This is a genomic window from Gordonia hongkongensis (assembly GCF_023078355.1).
In the GTDB taxonomy this organism is placed as follows: Bacteria; Actinomycetota; Actinomycetes; order Mycobacteriales; family Mycobacteriaceae; genus Gordonia; species Gordonia hongkongensis.
Genome location: NZ_CP095552.1, coordinates 4,093,591 through 4,109,151 on the forward strand (window position 1 = coordinate 4,093,591; position 15,561 = coordinate 4,109,151).

The following is a 15,561-nucleotide window of genomic DNA, read 5'->3' on the forward strand; positions in this document are numbered from 1 at the left end:
GGGGATGACCGAGTACCGGATCGACGACCTGGCGCGCGTGTCCGGAACCACGACCCGGAACATCCGCGGCTATCAGGAACGCGGGCTGCTCCCCCAGCCGCTGCGGCGCGGACGCGTCGCGATCTACACCGAGAAGCACCTGCGTAACCTCCGGGCCATCAACAAACTGCTCGGGAGCGGGTTCACCCTCAAGCACATCGCCACCTTCATGACGAATCCCGGCGCTCGCATCGGGGATGCGTTGGAGCTCAACGAGATCCTCGACGAGCATTGGTCGAGCACGTCACGCCCGGAGATCACCCGCGACGAGCTCGACGAGCGATTCGGTCCGCTGGACGATGCCCAGGTCGCGGCTCTCGTGCGAGCCGGTGTGATCTCGGAGACCCCGCGCGATGGGGTGTACGAGGCCATCGACCCGCGCATCATCGGAAACCTGGCGAGGCTCGTGCGACGGGGCGTGCAGATCACCGCGCTGGCAGATGTCCACGAACGGTTCACCGCAAAGATCAACGAGGCCGCCGAGATCCTGCTCGCTGCCGCGCATGACGAGGTGGACCGACGCAAGGGCCCGGGCTGGCTGCCGGAGAACGACGACGACGTCGCCTGGGCGGTGAACCTCCTGGGGATGATGCGCCGCGTCGGAACCGAGAACGCCCACGCCGCACTCGACCGCGCCCTCGACACGGCGCTGGACCGGGAACTCTCGGCCCACCAGAGCGCCGTCGACGAGCGCGCGGACGCCGACGCGCCGCAGCCCGGCCGGGAATCCGTCGAGCCCTCAGCCGGACCCGTTGTGCCGCTTCGGCAGAACGACCAATGAGGCGAGGAAGAAGCAGATCGCTCCCACGAACGTACCGACCGTCGCGGCCACCGCGTCGGCGGTGACGCCACCCTTGGTCACGAATGCTCCGACGGCCGACACCCCGAATGCGACACACCCGATCCAGTTGATCAGCACCGACCACCAGTCGCGATCGCGGAGATCCCACCGGCGTCCGGTTGCGCGGGTGTAGCCGGCGAAGGCGACCGCGCCACTGATGAGGAAGGCGATGGACCCGCCCGCGTCCGGGGTCCAGACCAGGTGCCGGTCGCCCCAGATCGTATGCGCGACCAGGGCTCCCGTGGTCGACACGTTGAACAGGATCGTACCCACCGATTGCGTGGCTGCTGTGAGCCATTCGGCACGGATGACCGAACCGGGCACCGACGACCGCAGTTCGGCCACGGTACCGCTGCGGATCAGCTGGATGAATCCGGCGGCGGTGAAGAACCAGGCGCCGACGAAGTAGCAGCTGTTGGCGAACCCGGCGCCCATCACATGTGCCAGCCCGGGGGCCGACCCCAGCGCGAACAGCGCCGACCCGATCATGAACCCCCAGCACTGCTTGGGCAGCGTCGGGGTTAGAAACGCATGTGTGCGGTCATGCGGTGACATCAAGGCTCGCGACGACCTTGCTCGGCTCGATCCAGATCCCCAGCTCGCCGGGGACCCCGTTGCGGGCTCCGAACTCCTCGGCCCGCTCGGCACCCATGTATCGCGCCCCGCACATCGTCGCGATGCGACGCACCTCGTCGAGGTCGTCGGTGACCCGCGCGATGCCTTGCACCTGCACGAAACCGAACGGCGGTGCGGGCAGGTCGACCGCCATCACGACACGTGGATCACGCAACAGCGCACGGCCTTTGGCAGTCGTGGCCCCGGTGTTGAACGCGATCCGGTCGCCGTCGAGGACGAACCACACCGGGACGACGAGCGGTCGACCGTCGGCGGCGGTGTATCCGAGGTGTCCGGTCTTCGTGCCGCTGGTGAGGAATTCGCGGATGGCCGGGTCGGACAGCGTGGGCGCAGACATGCCTCTCACCCTAGAGAGACCCGGCCGCAACCGCGAGGTGTTCGGACCCGACCGCCTCACCGTTGCGCGAGGACATCACCGATCCGGCACGCCATCATCATGATCGTCGCGTGTGGGCCACTGCGCCCGCTGGTGGGCAGAATGGACCCGTCGACGATCCGGAGTCCGCGAACCCCGTACACCCCGCCGAGCCAATCGGTCCGGACGCCCATCGGCATCGTCCCCCACGCGTGCTGGGAGAACCCCGCCCGATCGGCGATCCGCACGCTCCCCGGAACGACGACGTCGGCGAACTCGGGCGCGCGCAGCATCTCCACGACCTCCGCGGCCGCCGTCCGCAGCGCGACGGCGGTGGCCGGGTCGGGCTCGTCGAACGCCAGCCGTACAGCGACGCCGTCGGCGACGATCCGAACCGCTGAATGCCTCATCGCGGTCACCTCGACGATCGGACCCCAGGCGCGCAGGCCGCGTATGTACGAGGCAAAATCATCTCGGTAACAGCGAATTTCGATACCGCTGTCGGTGTGCACCACCGTCGGCAACACCATGCCCGGCCCCGCCGGTGTCCGCCTGGCGTACGACACCGCCAGGCCTCGATGCTCCCCGGCACCCAGCGAACGGGCATCCGCACGACCCCCGATGTCGAGTGCGGGCAACTCCGAACGCAACAGGATCCCCGCGGTACCGAGGGTGCCCGCGGCGAGGATCACCTCGCCCGCGCCGACCGTGAGCGAGCCCGCGTGCACGCCCGTCACCGTCGTACCCCCGGCCGACGCCACACGGTCCACTGTGCAACCGGTCACGACCCGGAGGTTGGGTCGCGACAGCGCCGGGACGAGGTACGCGTCGGCCGCCGAGCGGCGCGCGAGCCCGCTCCGATTGATCGGCACCCGGTTGAGCCCGACCACCGGCCACCGCAGCGCGAGCGGACGGACCGGTACCCGCGCCGTCCAGTAGCGCTCGAAAGCGGTTCCGGCGTCGCCGAGTTCGTCGTCGGCGACGGGTTCGACACCCATGGTGCCGCCGGGCGCGTCCAGTTCGTTGTACGCATCGGCGATGGCGTCAAGCCCCCACCCGGCCGGCCACGTTCCGAAGTCGTCGCGATGCCACCTGAGGAAGTACCCGCCGTTCACCGCCGACGAACCGCCGAGAGCCGACCCGCGGGCCGCCGACACCCCGAGGTTCGTGTCGTGGCGGACCGCATGCGGGGCGGCGTCGTCGATCGGTAGCCGAGACAGCTCGAGGTCCGCGGGGGTCGGCAGGCCTCCCGGACCGCGTTCCAGCAGCACGACCGTACGGTCGGGGTTCCGCGAGAGCCGCTCGGCGAGCACGCATCCGGCGCTGCCGGCGCCGACGATGACGACGTCGGCGGTGAGCGACCGGTCGGTCGTCGTCATCGAGAGATGACCGGGCGCAACGCTTCCGGGTCTCGGTGGGTGATGACGCCTTGCCACAGGCCCGCACCGTAGGCCAGGTCGTCGAGCCGGTGCATGAGGATGTAGCGCAGCGGGCCGAGCGTGGGCGGACTGGTCGGATCGGCGAGCAGATCCCGGACCCAGGACACCACCCCCTCGACGATCGCCACCTGCACGGCGAGGGTGCGGAAACGCTTGGACACGAGGGCGAGCAACACCGCCACCGGCCAATAGTGACGGCAGATGGCGTCAGCGGCCTGTAGCAGTCCGAACCCGGCCGCTCGTCCGGTCATCTGCGCCGACACCAGCGGGGCCGACGGCAGGTCGCCCAGTCGCCGCCGCATCCGAACCGCCAGATGGGTGAGGATGATCATCGCCAGGGCGGCACCGAACCGCGTCCGCGACAGCAACGCCACCACCGCGGCGGCCATCGGAACCGACATCTTCATCGGCGCCGCCCGGTCACCGTGCCGGGAGGCCAGGTGTGCGGCGCCGGTGCCGTAGAAACAGCGACGCGAGAGCACCGAGCGCAGGTCAGCGCGGTGCTCATGGGCCACACGAGCCACCGGGTCGTAACGGATCCGCCACCCCTCCGCGTGCATCCGCCAGCACGCGTCGACATCCTCGGCCACCCGCAGCGACTCGTCGAAACCGCAGAAAGCGCTGCGCCGCACCACCATCGCGGCGCTGGGCACATACGGGGTCCGGGTCGAGGGCGCCACCGCGGACTCCTCGGGTCCCATGTCCAGGGAGGACCACCCGTTCTCGTACCGCTCGGCCAGCGATGACGCCACCGCCGCGTCGGACTGCAATCCGACGATGCGCGGCGCGACGAGCCCGACCGTGGGGTCGGAGAAGTGCGTCAGCAGGATGGTGAGCCAATCCGGGTCGGGCACGACGTCGGAGTCGAGGAATGCGACGAAGTCGGTCGTCGCGGCCTCCGCCCCCGCGTTGCGCGCCGCGGACGGACCACGGTTGTCGTCGAAGCGCAGGACCCGCGCCGTGGGCCGGTCCGCCACGATCGGGGTCGCGGAGCCGTCGTCCACGACGATGACCGTCAGCCCGTCGAGGGCGTCGAGCAGGCGATCGATGCCAGCCTGGTTGTCCCGGACCGGGACGACCACGGTCACGTCCTGCGGCTGCGGCCCGAACATGGGCCGGGGATTGGCGATCCCCGCGTCCAGCAGTGCGCGCGCCAGTCGTCGGGTTACGTTGTCGCACACCTCGATCCGACCGTCCTCGGAGGTCATCCCGAGTGCGGTGTCGGACATGCGCAGCAGCCGCGTCGGCGAACCGCCGACCAGATACCGGAAGTCGCCCGCCTTGGCACAGCGCAGGTCGATCTGCACCTGGAAGCCGTCGGGCAGATCGGTGCGCGGCCCCGGAGTCGCGTCGGCGTCCGAGTGCGCTCCGGGTTCGACGGACTCCGAGTCGTCCCGGGCGGAGGCGTCGTCCGCGTCCTGGTTCCCGGCCCAGCGTCGTGGGGCCGAGTCGTCGAGGGCCGTCATCCCAGGCGCCCCAGATCGTCGATCTGCCACGACTCCAGGGCGGCCCACAGGCGGTCGGTCACCCCGTCGACCAGACCCGCCCCCGTCTCGGCGCTCGCGCCCTCCGGGTCGCCGAGGACACCGTTGGGACTCACGGCGGCGACACCGCCCGACCGCATCGCCCCCATCAGCGCCCCCACCGGCTCCCGGTTGCCCGTCACGGCACGGTCGGGATCCACGACGGACGGCGAAACATGCAGCAGCACAGATGTTTCGGTGAATCCCGCGTGGGCGTCGGCGCCGTCGAAAGCGCACGGGAACCAGGCGACGTCCCGGCCCTCGTAGCGGAGTCGGGTCACCGCCTCGATCAGCGTCCGGGTGTTCCCGCCGTGTCCGTTGACGAACACCACGCGCGCCGCCCATCGGCACGCACTGCGGCCGTACTCGACGAGGAGGCCGCGCAACGCCTCGTGCCCGATCGAGATGGTCCCGGCGAAGCCCTCGTGTTCGCCGCTGGCGCCGTAGTTCAGGTCCGGTGCGCACAGGAGTCCGGAGGCCTTCGATCGTCCGCAGACGCGCTCGGCGATCGCCGCCGCGATACGCGTGTCGGTGTCGAGCGGGAGGTGGGGCCCGTGCTGCTCGACCGAACCGAGGGGCACCAGCAGGGTGATCACCTGCCCATCGAGGTCTGGCCAGTTGCACTGCCCCAACGCCGATGGCACCGTCATTCGACCAATGCTAGCGATGGGGCCTGCGAGTGTGTCGGTCTCGCCCGAAAAACGGAGCGAAAAACGCGTCCAGATGTCGCGAACCACCACTCTGACGAGCGTTCGATCGGTTGTGGAATGCTGAGAGCATCCAGTGATACCTGACACAGTGCGCGAACAACGATCGGGAGGACGACACCCATGAGCAGTGCCACACCACACGACAGCGGCAAGCCCGGCCCACTGAGCTCGATCCGGGTCATCGAGTTCGCCGGTATCGGCCCCGGTCCGCATGCCGCCATGCTGCTGGCCGATCTCGGCGCCGACGTCGTGCGCGTTCAGCGTCCGGGGTCGCTGCCCAAGCCCGGCCGCAACGCCGATGCTCTGCTCCGCGGCCGACGCGTCGTCGAGGCCAATCTCAAGGACGACAACGACCGGGAGACCATTCTCGGCCTCGTCGCCAAGGCCGATGTGATCCTCGAGGGTTTCCGTCCCGGCGTGATGGAACGGCTCGGACTCGGACCCGACGACCTCGAGAAGGTCAATCCCGGCCTCGTCTACGGGCGCATGACCGGCTGGGGACAGGACGGACCCCGTGCCAACCTCGCCGGCCACGACATCAACTACATCTCGCTCACGGGCATGCTGCACGCCATCGGACGCAAGGACGATCGTCCCGTGCCCCCGCTCAACCTGGCCGGTGACTTCGGCGGCGGTTCGATGTTCCTCGTCGTCGGTGTGCTCGCGGCACTGCTCGAGCGCGGGGTGTCCGGCCGGGGACAGGTCGTCGACGCGGCCATGGTCGACGGCGCTTCCGTTCTGGGACAGATGATGTGGGCGTTCCGCGGCACCGGACTGTGGAGCGACACCCGGGGTGTGAACATGCTCGACACCGGCGCTCCGTACTACGAGGTCTACGAGACCTCCGACGGCAAGTACATGGCGGTCGGCGCGATCGAGCCGCAGTTCTACGCCGAGCTGCTCAAGGGCCTCGAACTCACCGACGCCGACCTGCCGGACCAGAACGACATCGCCCAGTGGGGGAAGCTGAAGGAGATCTTCACCGAGACCTTCAAGTCGCGTACCCGCGACGAATGGGCCGCGGTCTTCGAGGGCACCGACGCCTGCACCTCGCCGGTCCTCACCTTCGCCGAGGCACCCGCCGACGCCCACATGGCCGCCCGCGCCAACCTCGTCGACATCGACGGCGTGACCCAGGCCCAGGTGGCACCGCGCTTCTCGCGCACCAAGCCGGAGACCCCCACGGGCCCGACCACCGAGGCGACCGATCCGTCGACGCTCTGGGCCGACTGAGGGTCCCGCCACCGCTTCTCCGTGCGGGAGAAGCGGTGGTGACCCGCCCATTGCTCCCCGAGGTTCCAGGAGCGGTCGGACCCGCCCATTGCTCCCCGAGGTGCGAGGAGCGAAAGCCGCCGGGCCGAGCAAGCGACGAAGGAGCGCGTCGAGGTCGACGAGCCACGAAGGGCGACAACTCACGTCGCCCTTCGTGGCTCGCTTCGCTCGCACCTCAGGGAGCAGATGAATCGGCCACTCGCCCTCGAACGCAGGGGTTCTTTCGCGGCCGCGCGGCGTCAGACCTTCGAATGCCCCATGTCGATCTGGAACTCGGCCGCGGTGATCCCCTTGGCACTGTCGGACGCGAGGTAGAGGACGGCGTCGGAGATCTCGTCGAGCGCGGCGACCGGATGGTAGTCGAGGATCGACGTGAAATGCGGTTTGACCCAGGGGATTCCGAAGATCCGGTGGGCCTCGGTGTCAGCCACACCCATCGGGGTGTCGACCGCGTACGGGTGCACGCTGTTCACCCGGATGCGGTGATGCCCGAGCTCTTTGGCGGTCGTCTGCGTCAGTCCGACGAGGCCGTACTTCGACGCCGAGTACGACGCCTGCATCGGCATCGCCTTCAGGCCCGCAACCGAGCTGATCACGGTGATCGAGCCGCCGTTGGCCGCTTCGAGCATCGCCGGGATGGTGGCCTTCAGCGTCTTCCACGCACCGACGAGGTTGATGTCGACGACGTCGGTGAACTGTTCTTCACTGAGCTCCCAGACCTTGCCCCAGGTCAGCACGCCGGCGTTGGCGACCACGTGGTCGAGCCGGCCGAACTGCTCGACGGCGTCGGCCACGAGCTGCTGCTGGAAGGCGAGGTCCCGGGTGTCACCCTGTCGCACAAGGATCTTCCCACCGACGCCCTCGACGAGACGGATCGTCTCGGCTAGGTCGTCGGCGGTGGCCGCGGGGTAGGTCGCATGGTCGATGATCGGACCCGCGATGTCCAGGCCGACGATCGCGGCCCCCTCACGAGCGAACCGGATCGCGTGGTTGCGACCTTGACCCCGGGCGATGCCGGTGATGTAGACGACCTTGCCGTCGAACTGTCCCATGGCAGAACTGTAACACGTTCTAGTTCTGCTTCCCCAGGGTTCGCGGGCACATCCCCAGCGTCATCTGAGGACGGGTCAGATGCTCCCGAACGAGCGGGTGAAACCGTCGGGAACGACGAGGTCGGCGGCCGACAGCTCGTGCACGCTCTTGTGCCCGAGACCCATCAGCACACCGTCGAGCCCCATGCGCAGGAGATCCAGCACGTTCTCCACACCGGCCTGGCCGTTGGCCGCGAGACCCCAGAGGTACGCACGGCCGATCATGACCGCGCGGGCCCCGAGCGCCAACGCCTTGGCCACATCGCTGCCGCGTCGGATACCACCGTCGAGCAGGACCTCGATGTCGTTGCCCACGGCCGTCGCGATGTCGGGGAGAAGGCGGATCGTGGCGGGGGTGCCGTCGAGGTTGTTGCCACCGTGGTTGGACACCGACAGTGCGGTTGCGCCGATGTCCACCGCACGCTTGGCATCGTCGAGGCGGGTGATGCCCTTGACCATGAACGGCCCATCCCACTGCTCGCGCAACCACTTCAGGTCTTCCCAGGTGGGCGGCGGGGTGCTCATCCACGAGCCGTAGGCGCCGAAGAACGTCGGTCCCGGCACCCCCTGCGGTGTGAGGTTGGGTGCGGTCAGGTCGGGGATGTTGATCTTTCCGCCCTTGACCCAGTCGAGTGCGTACCGCGGCTTGACCGCGATCTCCGGCCCCAGGCGCAGCAGCGCCTTGAGGTTGACCTTCTCGGGGATCTCGGGGCTGCCCCAGTCGCGCCCGACGTTGAAGACCCAGTCGGTGGTGACGATGAGACCTTTCGCACCGGCCGCCTTGGCGCGCTCGGCTCGGGCGAGGATCTCGTCGCGGCTGCCCAGCCAGTAGATCTGGAAGTGGACCTTGTCGTTGACGGCGGTGACCTCTTCGACCGCGTGCGAGGCGAAGCTCGACAGTCCCATCGCGGTGCCACGGGCGGCCGCCGCGCGGGCCACGGCCACCTCACCGTCCGGGTCGACGGCCTGCACACCCGTCGGCGAGATCATCACCGGGAACGAGATCTCCTCTCCCATCACCGTTGTCGTCATCTCGCGGTCGGACTGCGCACCGACGACGTGCGGCGCCCAGCCCAGTTCGGAGAACGCGCGGACGTTGTCGTCGACGGTGACACCGGCCTGCGTACCGGCGACCAGCGACGAGTACACCGATTTGGGCAGCCGCTTCTTGGCCCGGCGCTGCGCCTCGGTGACGGTCTCGAACCAGGGATTTCGGGCCCAGGGGTTGGCAGACATGTTCTTCCTACTCATTGATCCATCCATGGAGACCGGTTGGCTCTCATGGAGACGGGGCGCCGGTTCCGACGACGGCGCGCCCCGTGGTGTACCGCGGGCGATCTACCGCGCGGCGGGGGTGAACCCGGCGAGCGGGTTCTCGTCACAGGACTTGGTGGGACGCGAGGCCACCGGGCTCAGGTCGCCGTCGGGCCGCCGGGTCATCAGGGTCAGCGGCGTGCCGCGTGAATGGTCCTTGTTGGCGGTCGGTTTCGTGCGGTCGCCGGCGAGGAGCTCCTCACCGTAACCCTGCACGCACTCCGGGTCCGGGCCGGCGAGCGGGAGGCCGGTGAAGAACTTCGCGGCCATGCACCCGCCGCGGCAGGCGTCGAAATGCGCGCACTTCGTGCAGGCGCCGGCATTCTGCGGTTCGCGCAATTCGGTGAACAGGTCCGACCGCTGCCAGATCTCCTGGAATCCGCCGTCGGACAGGATGTTCCCGGCGAGGAAGTTCTCGTGGATCGCGAACGGGCATGCGTACACGTCGCCGACCGGGTCGATGAGGCAGACCACGCGTCCCGCACCACACAGATTGAGGCCGGGGAGGCCGCCGCCGGAATCGGAACCGAACGCCGACAGATGGAAGAACGAGTCACCCGTCAGCACTCGATCACCGTGTGCGACAAGCCAGTCGTAGAGTTCGCGCTGCTGGTGCGGCAACGGATGCAGGTCATCCCACACGTCGGCACCCCGGCCGGAGGGGCGCAACCGGGTGATGCGCAGCGTGGCGTTGTAGCGGTCGGCGAGCGCCTTGAACTCGTCGAGTTGCGCGACGTTCTGTCGTGTCATGACGACGCTGATCTTGGCGTCGGCGAAACCCGCCTCTGCCAGGTTCTCCAGCGCACGGACGGCCATGTCGAACGAACCCGGACCGCGGACCGCGTCGTTGACCTCCGCGGTGGCACCGTCCAGCGAGATCTGGACGTCGACATAATCCGACGCCGCGAGTCTCGCGGCCACCTTCTTGTCGATGCGCAGGCCGTTGGTGGAGAACTTCACCCCCACCTGATGGCTGGTGGCGTAGTCGACGAGCTCCCAGAAGTCCGGGCGAACGGTAGGTTCGCCGCCGCCGATGTTGACGTAGAAGACCTGCATCCGCTGCAGCTCGTCGATGATCGCCTTGCACTGTTCGGTGGACAGCTCGCGGGGATCGCGTTTGCCCGACGACGACAGACAGTGCACGCACGCGAGGTTGCACGCATAGGTCAGTTCCCAGGTGAGGCAGATGGGCGCGTCGAGACCCTTCTCGAACTGGTCGACGAGCCGGCCGACCTTCGGCACCTCGCCTGCGGTGGGCGCGGGCGCCCGGAGTGCACTCGCGAATTCGGTTGCTGTGGGCGGCATCTCGATGGTCGTCATCGTTGAGGTCCTTGCATTCGGGGCTGGCGGTTCGGAACTGGGACGTCCGGGCCGGGACATCGGGCCTGATCGCTCAGGAGCGGGGCACGATCATGCCGCTGTCGGCGAGCGCGGTGAGCGCCTGCAGGTACAGGGGACGTTGGGCGGGCGAGATCCCGGCGGCGAGGAGGGCGGCCTCCGCCGAGTCGTGGTCGGCGAGCGATAGCACGATGCCGACGACGGTGAGGTTCTTGAGGAACGACAGCTTGCGCGTACCGAAGTGGTACAGCAGCGCGCCGAACGGTTCCGGCCGCAGAGCGACCTTCGGATTGAGCCGCCACGGCTCGAGCGTGTCGAAACCGGGCGCCTCGGCTGGGGTGTCGAACCGGACCCCGGCGACCGCGGAACGGTCGCCGGAGGTCGGATTCGATGTCGGGGCTGACATCAGTAGACCCCGCACATCCCGTCGATCGAGACCTCTTCGACGAGTGACTCGGCGAGGAGTTCGGTGTCGTTCGAGCTGTGACTGGTCGCAGCGGACTGATCTGCCATGATCCATACCTCCTGGTTGGTGGGTTAGTGATGTGGATCACGACAGACTTTAGTGGCACTCGGTGCAGAAATCCAGCGTTTGCGAGCGAACTGCCCGAATGGCCAGGTGGACGGTTCTGCCGATCCGAACGACACCGGTCCCATAGGCTGAGGTCCCGATGACCACGAAGATGCGCGGTGACGAGCCCGCACGTACCCCGCCGGGCCGGCGCCCCATCACGTCGCGTGCGCAGATCAGCGCACTCGCGATCCGCCTCTTCACCACCCAGGGCTTCGAGGACACCAGCGTCGACGACATCGCCGAGGCGGCCGGGATAGCCCGGCGCACACTGTTCCGGTACTACTCGTCGAAGAACGAGATCCCGTGGGGCGAGTTCGACGACCATCTCCGCGAACTACGCACCCTCCTCGCCGGCATCCCGCGCGAGACGCCGATGGCACAGGCCCTCGTCGACGCCCTCGTCTCGTTCAACCGGGTGCCCGCCGAGGAACTCGACAACCATCGCCGACGTATGTCCCTCCTCCTCGGGGTGCCTGCGCTGCAGGCACATTCGATGATCGTCTATGCCGACTGGCGTCAGGTCATCGCCGAGTTCTGCGCGACCCGGCTGGGCGTCGATGTCCGCGATCACCTGCCGCAGACCATCGGCTGGCTGTGTCTCGGTGCCGCCCTCGCCGCGTACGAGAAATGGCTCGACGACCCCGATGCCGACCTGGAGACGCTCATCGAGTCCGGCGCGCGCACCGTGGCCGACGGCGTGGCGGCCCTGGCGTGACTACGCTGGCAACGGCCGCACGGGATCGACCGCAAGCCCCTCGTGGGAACACCGGTCGTTGCGCTAGGCTGAAGTAGAACGTGTTCTAATTTGGGCCGGGGTGCCGGTCCTCGACGGCGGAGACTGCGCACATGTCTGACCTGACCCCTCACGGTTCACGCAGCGTGATCCTCACGGTGTCCGAGGTGATCGACGAGACGGCCGAGGCCAAGTCCATCGCCTTCGAGGTACCCGAGGCCTCGCCGAAGCCGTTCACCGATTACAAACCGGGGCAGTTCCTCACGCTACGGATTCCGAGCGAGCAGACCGGCTCAGTCGCGCGCTGCTACTCCCTCGCGTCGTCGCCGTTCACCGACCCGCGGCCCAAGGTGACCGTGAAGCGCACCGCCGACGGCTACGGATCCAACTGGGTGTGCGACAACCTCTCCCCCGGCACCCAGGTCGAGGTGCTGCCGCCGTCGGGCGTGTTCACCCCGAAGTCCTATGACACCCCATTGCTGCTCATCGCGGCGGGCAGCGGTGTCACGCCGGTGATGTCGATCCTCAAGGCGGCCCTCGAGAAGGGCGGCGCACCGATCGTCTTCTTCTATGCCAACCGGGACGTCGCCGACGTGATCTTCGCCGCCGAACTCCGAGAACTCCTGGCCGCCCACCCGGATCGGCTCACCCTCGTCCACTGGCTCGAATCACTCCAGGGTCTGCCGAGTGCGGCCGCTCTGGCAACGGCTTTCGCGCCCTACGCGACGTCGCACGTCGCCTACATGTGCGGACCGGGCCCGTTCATGGATGCCGTCCACAAGGGTCTGTCGGACGCGAACTTCCCGCACCACAACGTCCACACCGAGGTCTACAACTCGCTGTCCGGCGACCCGTTCGCCGACGTCGAACTCGGCGAGGTGAGTGAGGAGGAGCAGGCGGGTGCCGCCACCGTCGAGGTGGAGCTCGACGGTGAGACCCACACCCTGACCTGGCCTCGCTCACGAACTCTCGTCGACATCATGCTCGCCGCCGGACTCGATGCGCCGTATTCCTGCCAGGAGGGTGAGTGCGGTTCGTGCGCCTGCACTCTCACCGAGGGCAGCGTCGACATGGACAACGCCGGCGCGCTCGACCCCGAGGACATCGAGGACGGGTACATCCTCGGCTGTCAGGCGCATCCGACATCGGACACGCTGAAGATCGAATTCTGAGAGAGTGGTTCGAGTTCGTACAGTCACCGGTCCATCGAAGGAGAACGACGACGTGAGCACCATCCGCGGTTCCCGGCTCGACCCCGTCCAGCTCGCCCGTGGCCTCGCCGCGATGCTCATCAGCATCGGAGTGCTCCACTTCGTGGCACCCAAACCGTTCGACGAGATCATCCCGGAGGAGATCCCCGGCGACCCCCGCACCCTGACCTACGCTTCCGGTGTTGCCGAGATCGGTTTGGGCGCGGCACTTCTCGCTCCGAAGACCCGACGCGCCGCCGGCGCGGCGTCCGTGCTGCTGTTCCTCGCCGTCTATCCCGCCAACATCAACATGGTCCGGCTGTGGTGGGACCGGCCGCTGCCCTACAAGATCGTCACCCTGGCCCGGTTGCCGTTCCAGTTCCCGATGATCTGGGCCGCCGCGAAGGTCGCACGCGAGGGCTGACCCTTCGAGGCTCGTCGCTAACGCTCCTCACACCTCAGGGAGCAGAAAGCGCAGCGGCGCCATCGGATTCGAGAGCACGGAGCCGGTCAACGGAGGGCGCGGTAGTGGGCACGCTCCTCCGGGGTCCGGTGCTCGAGCGCGTATGACAGTGCGGTGCGGCCCATCCGGGCAGCGTTGTCGTCCAGGTAGCCGAGCAGGACGGTCTCGTCGACTCGTTTGCCGACCTCCCGCAGCATCCAGCCGAATGCCTTCTGGATGAGATCCCGTCGGTCGTCGCGGACGAGCGGCGCCACCGCGAGCAGTGCCGCCGGGTCGCCGTGCTTGATGAAGGCGAAGGTCGCGATCACCCCCACCCGGCGCCGCCACAGATCATCGTCCCGTGCGTGTTGCAGGACGAGATCGAGTTCGCCGCTGCGCCGGCAGTATTCGCCGAGGATAGGATCGGCGGACGAGTCGACGAGATCCCAGTTGTTCACCCGGCCGCGGCGCACCGCGTCGAGGTAGAGGTCGACCCAGCCCTTGCCGTCGCCGCCGCGGCGTAGCTCGCGTTCGAACTCCTCACGCAGGAGGAACAATGCGATCAGGCGATGCTCGTGGATCGGTGAGTCGAGCAACTCGACGACCTGATCCGGCGCGATGCCGCGGAACCCCTTCGCGAGCTTCCGTTGTACCGGTACACGGATTCCGAGGAATTCATCGCCCTCCCCGTATCCCCCCGGTCGGGCCTGGAAGAACGCGGCCTGGCCGAGCGCGAGTTCCGGGTCGGCCACCACGGCTGCCGCATCACGCACCCGCGCAGCGGTGGGCGTATCCGTCATTGCGTCACTACAGCAGATCCGCCACGGGCGTGGGGGTCTGCAGCTTCGGCCGGGTCTTCATCACGGCACCCACCTTGCCGGCGCCCACCACGCCGGTGAGCACGCCGTCCCGGCTGTAGTACGCGACGAACTTCTTGCCGTCGTCGTCGACGACGTGGACCTCGTCATCGGCGCGCGGAGAGCCGAGTACCTGGATCTTGACGTCGAACTGGTCGCTCCAGAAATACGCGACCGACGCGGTGACCGCGTCGCCACCGGTGATCTGGTGCGCGACGACCGAGGCCTGCTCGACCGTGTGGTTCCAGTGCTCGACGCGTTTCGGCCTCCCGTCCTCGTCGAGCCAGTTCGCCACGTCGCCGAGTGCGAAGACGTTCTCGGCGCTGGTGTGTCCGGTTGCATCACAGGCGATCCCACCCCCGACCTCGCGCGCGGCGAGTTCGATGCCCGAACCGTCCAGATACCCGGTCACCGGGGTCGAACCGATACCGACGACGACGATGTCGGCGGGCAGGGTGGTGCCGTCGGTGAGTTCGACCGCGCTGACCCGCCCGTCGGACACGTCGATCTTCGCGACCCCGACCCCGGTCCGCAGATCGATGCCGTTGGCCACGTGCAACCGCGACACCAGGGCTCCGATCCGCTCCCCCAGCGCCACGGCGAGCGGCGTCGGAGCCGGTTCGACGAGGCTGACCGCCAGTCCGCGGGCCGAGAGGCCGGCCGCCACCTCGCATCCGATGAAGCCGGCGCCGATGACGACTCCGGTGCTCGCGGAATCGATCTCGCCACGCAGCGCCACCGCGTCGTCGTAGGTGCGGAGCACGTGCGCGCCACGGACGTTCTCTGCGAGACCGGGAAACGGCCGCGGATCGAGCCCGGTCGCCAGTACGAGGGTGTCGTAGGCGACGGTGGCGCCGGAGGCCAGTGTGATCGTCCGGTCCGTCGGTGACACCGCGGTCACCGCTTCACCGAGTCGCAGCGTGATGTCGGAGTCCTCGTAGAACTCCGCGGGTTTGAGATCGACGCGGTCGTCCTTGCCCAGCAGCACCGACTTCGACAGCGGCGGACGGTCGTACGGCGGATACGCTTCGGCTCCGACGAGGGTGATCGGATCGGTGAAGCCGTTGTTCCGCAGGTTCTCCGCGACCCGGATCCCGCCGAGTCCGGCCCCGACTATCACCACACCCGCGCTCGATGCACTCATCTCTGGTCCCCTTTTCGTCATCCCACCCGCGAGCACCCGTCTGCGCCGGCGGTCGCGCGGACC

General features: G+C 68.3%; 17 protein-coding genes. 5 read left to right on the forward strand and 12 right to left on the reverse strand.

Annotated features, from left to right (window positions below; translation table 11 throughout):
* Positions 1 to 4 precede the first annotated feature (4 nt).
* Positions 5 to 820, forward strand: a complete 816-nt coding sequence (locus MVF96_RS18450; protein ID WP_247449985.1) for a MerR family transcriptional regulator — start codon at positions 5 to 7, stop codon at positions 818 to 820.
* Here the strand turns inward: MVF96_RS18450 and MVF96_RS18455 are convergent.
* The 5 genes from MVF96_RS18455 to mftE are packed head-to-tail and all read right to left on the reverse strand — an operon-like array spanning position 779 to position 5,483.
* On the reverse strand, positions 779 to 1,435 hold the full coding sequence (locus MVF96_RS18455; protein WP_247449986.1) for a hypothetical protein: 657 nt from the start codon (positions 1,433 to 1,435) through the stop codon (positions 779 to 781). The two genes, MVF96_RS18450 and MVF96_RS18455, sit on opposite strands and share 42 nt — an antisense overlap.
* Entirely contained in the window at positions 1,422 to 1,853 is a 432-nt protein-coding gene (locus MVF96_RS18460; RefSeq protein WP_247449988.1) for a PPOX class F420-dependent oxidoreductase, read from the reverse strand. The genes MVF96_RS18455 and MVF96_RS18460 overlap by 14 nt, the downstream gene beginning before the upstream one ends.
* 56 nt (positions 1,854 to 1,909) lie before the next feature.
* The gene (mftG, locus tag MVF96_RS18465) at positions 1,910 to 3,250 is read right to left on the reverse strand and encodes a mycofactocin system GMC family oxidoreductase MftG (protein ID WP_247449991.1); all 1,341 of its coding nucleotides are present in this window, start codon (positions 3,248 to 3,250) and stop codon (positions 1,910 to 1,912) included.
* Positions 3,247 to 4,776: a mycofactocin biosynthesis glycosyltransferase MftF gene (mftF, locus tag MVF96_RS18470; RefSeq protein ID WP_226513871.1), complete on the reverse strand. Its 1,530-nt coding sequence runs from the start codon at positions 4,774 to 4,776 to the stop codon at positions 3,247 to 3,249. Before mftF ends, mftG begins: the two co-directional genes overlap by 4 nt.
* On the reverse strand, positions 4,773 to 5,483 hold the full coding sequence (gene mftE / locus MVF96_RS18475; RefSeq protein ID WP_247449993.1) for a mycofactocin biosynthesis peptidyl-dipeptidase MftE: 711 nt from the start codon (positions 5,481 to 5,483) through the stop codon (positions 4,773 to 4,775). The genes mftF and mftE overlap by 4 nt, the downstream gene beginning before the upstream one ends.
* Positions 5,484 to 5,663: 180 nt before the next feature.
* On the opposite strand from mftE, the gene MVF96_RS18480 reads away from it, so the two are divergent.
* Positions 5,664 to 6,776 (forward strand): CaiB/BaiF CoA transferase family protein, encoded by a 1,113-nt coding sequence (locus MVF96_RS18480; RefSeq protein ID WP_058252357.1) that lies wholly within the window; start codon positions 5,664 to 5,666, stop codon positions 6,774 to 6,776.
* Positions 6,777 to 7,054: 278 nt separating this feature from the next.
* Here the strand turns inward: MVF96_RS18480 and MVF96_RS18485 are convergent, their stop codons facing one another.
* The 5 genes from MVF96_RS18485 to mftA all read right to left on the reverse strand — a co-directional run bounded on the left by MVF96_RS18485 (position 7,055) and on the right by mftA (position 11,071).
* On the reverse strand, positions 7,055 to 7,867 hold the full coding sequence (locus MVF96_RS18485) for a mycofactocin-coupled SDR family oxidoreductase (RefSeq protein WP_247449994.1): 813 nt from the start codon (positions 7,865 to 7,867) through the stop codon (positions 7,055 to 7,057).
* Between the two features lie 75 nt (positions 7,868 to 7,942).
* Positions 7,943 to 9,142, reverse strand: a complete 1,200-nt coding sequence (gene mftD, locus MVF96_RS18490) for a pre-mycofactocin synthase MftD (RefSeq protein WP_247449996.1) — start codon at positions 9,140 to 9,142, stop codon at positions 7,943 to 7,945.
* A 102-nt stretch (positions 9,143 to 9,244) separates the two neighbouring features.
* Complete coding sequence (mftC, locus tag MVF96_RS18495; RefSeq protein WP_247449998.1) at positions 9,245 to 10,540, reverse strand: mycofactocin radical SAM maturase; 1,296 nt, start codon at positions 10,538 to 10,540, stop codon at positions 9,245 to 9,247.
* Between the two features lie 73 nt (positions 10,541 to 10,613).
* Positions 10,614 to 10,964, reverse strand: a complete 351-nt coding sequence (mftB, locus tag MVF96_RS18500) for a mycofactocin biosynthesis chaperone MftB (RefSeq protein WP_247450000.1) — start codon at positions 10,962 to 10,964, stop codon at positions 10,614 to 10,616.
* Entirely contained in the window at positions 10,964 to 11,071 is a 108-nt protein-coding gene (gene mftA, locus MVF96_RS18505) for a mycofactocin precursor MftA (protein WP_058252362.1), read from the reverse strand. Before mftA ends, mftB begins: the two co-directional genes overlap by 1 nt.
* A gap of 158 nt (positions 11,072 to 11,229) precedes the next feature.
* On the opposite strand from mftA, the gene mftR reads away from it, so the two are divergent.
* The 3 genes from mftR (at position 11,230) to MVF96_RS18520 (ending at position 13,479) form a co-directional block, all read left to right on the forward strand.
* Complete coding sequence (mftR, locus tag MVF96_RS18510) at positions 11,230 to 11,847, forward strand: mycofactocin system transcriptional regulator (RefSeq protein ID WP_065629657.1); 618 nt, start codon at positions 11,230 to 11,232, stop codon at positions 11,845 to 11,847.
* Positions 11,848 to 11,978: 131 nt separating this feature from the next.
* Complete coding sequence (locus tag MVF96_RS18515) at positions 11,979 to 13,037, forward strand: ferredoxin--NADP reductase (protein WP_211538321.1); 1,059 nt, start codon at positions 11,979 to 11,981, stop codon at positions 13,035 to 13,037.
* 52 nt (positions 13,038 to 13,089) lie between these two features.
* A complete protein-coding gene (locus MVF96_RS18520) occupies positions 13,090 to 13,479 on the forward strand; it encodes a DoxX family protein (RefSeq protein WP_226513875.1) in 390 nt (129 codons plus the stop codon).
* Between the two features lie 86 nt (positions 13,480 to 13,565).
* Here MVF96_RS18520 and MVF96_RS18525 read toward each other — a convergent pair whose 3' ends face one another.
* Positions 13,566 to 14,297 carry a DNA alkylation repair protein gene (locus tag MVF96_RS18525; RefSeq protein WP_247450002.1) on the reverse strand — a complete coding sequence of 244 codons (732 nt, stop codon included), beginning with the start codon at positions 14,295 to 14,297 and terminating at the stop codon, positions 13,566 to 13,568.
* A 7-nt stretch (positions 14,298 to 14,304) separates the two neighbouring features.
* Entirely contained in the window at positions 14,305 to 15,498 is a 1,194-nt protein-coding gene (locus tag MVF96_RS18530) for an NAD(P)/FAD-dependent oxidoreductase (protein WP_247450004.1), read from the reverse strand.
* Between the last annotated feature and the right edge of the window lie 63 nt (positions 15,499 to 15,561).

Bases quoted from the DNA above. Each gene is read 5' to 3' on its own strand.
- mftF (WP_226513871.1), bottom strand. From the start codon at position 4,776: ATGACGGCCCTCGACGACTCGGCCCCACGACGCTGGGCCGGGAACCAG.
- mftD (WP_247449996.1), bottom strand. From the start codon at position 9,142: ATGTCTGCCAACCCCTGGGCCCGAAATCCCTGGTTCGAGACCGTCACC.
- MVF96_RS18480 (WP_058252357.1), top strand. From the start codon at position 5,664: ATGAGCAGTGCCACACCACACGACAGCGGCAAGCCCGGCCCACTGAGC.
- mftR (WP_065629657.1), top strand. From the start codon at position 11,230: ATGACCACGAAGATGCGCGGTGACGAGCCCGCACGTACCCCGCCGGGC.
- MVF96_RS18485 (WP_247449994.1), bottom strand. From the start codon at position 7,867: ATGGGACAGTTCGACGGCAAGGTCGTCTACATCACCGGCATCGCCCGG.
- mftC (WP_247449998.1), bottom strand. From the start codon at position 10,540: ATGACGACCATCGAGATGCCGCCCACAGCAACCGAATTCGCGAGTGCA.
- MVF96_RS18455 (WP_247449986.1), bottom strand. From the start codon at position 1,435: ATGTCACCGCATGACCGCACACATGCGTTTCTAACCCCGACGCTGCCC.
- mftA (WP_058252362.1), bottom strand. From the start codon at position 11,071: ATGGCAGATCAGTCCGCTGCGACCAGTCACAGCTCGAACGACACCGAA.
- MVF96_RS18450 (WP_247449985.1), top strand. From the start codon at position 5: ATGACCGAGTACCGGATCGACGACCTGGCGCGCGTGTCCGGAACCACG.
- MVF96_RS18515 (WP_211538321.1), top strand. From the start codon at position 11,979: ATGTCTGACCTGACCCCTCACGGTTCACGCAGCGTGATCCTCACGGTG.
- MVF96_RS18525 (WP_247450002.1), bottom strand. From the start codon at position 14,297: ATGACGGATACGCCCACCGCTGCGCGGGTGCGTGATGCGGCAGCCGTG.
- mftG (WP_247449991.1), bottom strand. From the start codon at position 3,250: ATGACGACGACCGACCGGTCGCTCACCGCCGACGTCGTCATCGTCGGC.
- mftB (WP_247450000.1), bottom strand. From the start codon at position 10,964: ATGTCAGCCCCGACATCGAATCCGACCTCCGGCGACCGTTCCGCGGTC.
- MVF96_RS18460 (WP_247449988.1), bottom strand. From the start codon at position 1,853: ATGTCTGCGCCCACGCTGTCCGACCCGGCCATCCGCGAATTCCTCACC.
- mftE (WP_247449993.1), bottom strand. From the start codon at position 5,483: ATGACGGTGCCATCGGCGTTGGGGCAGTGCAACTGGCCAGACCTCGAT.
- MVF96_RS18530 (WP_247450004.1), bottom strand. From the start codon at position 15,498: ATGAGTGCATCGAGCGCGGGTGTGGTGATAGTCGGGGCCGGACTCGGC.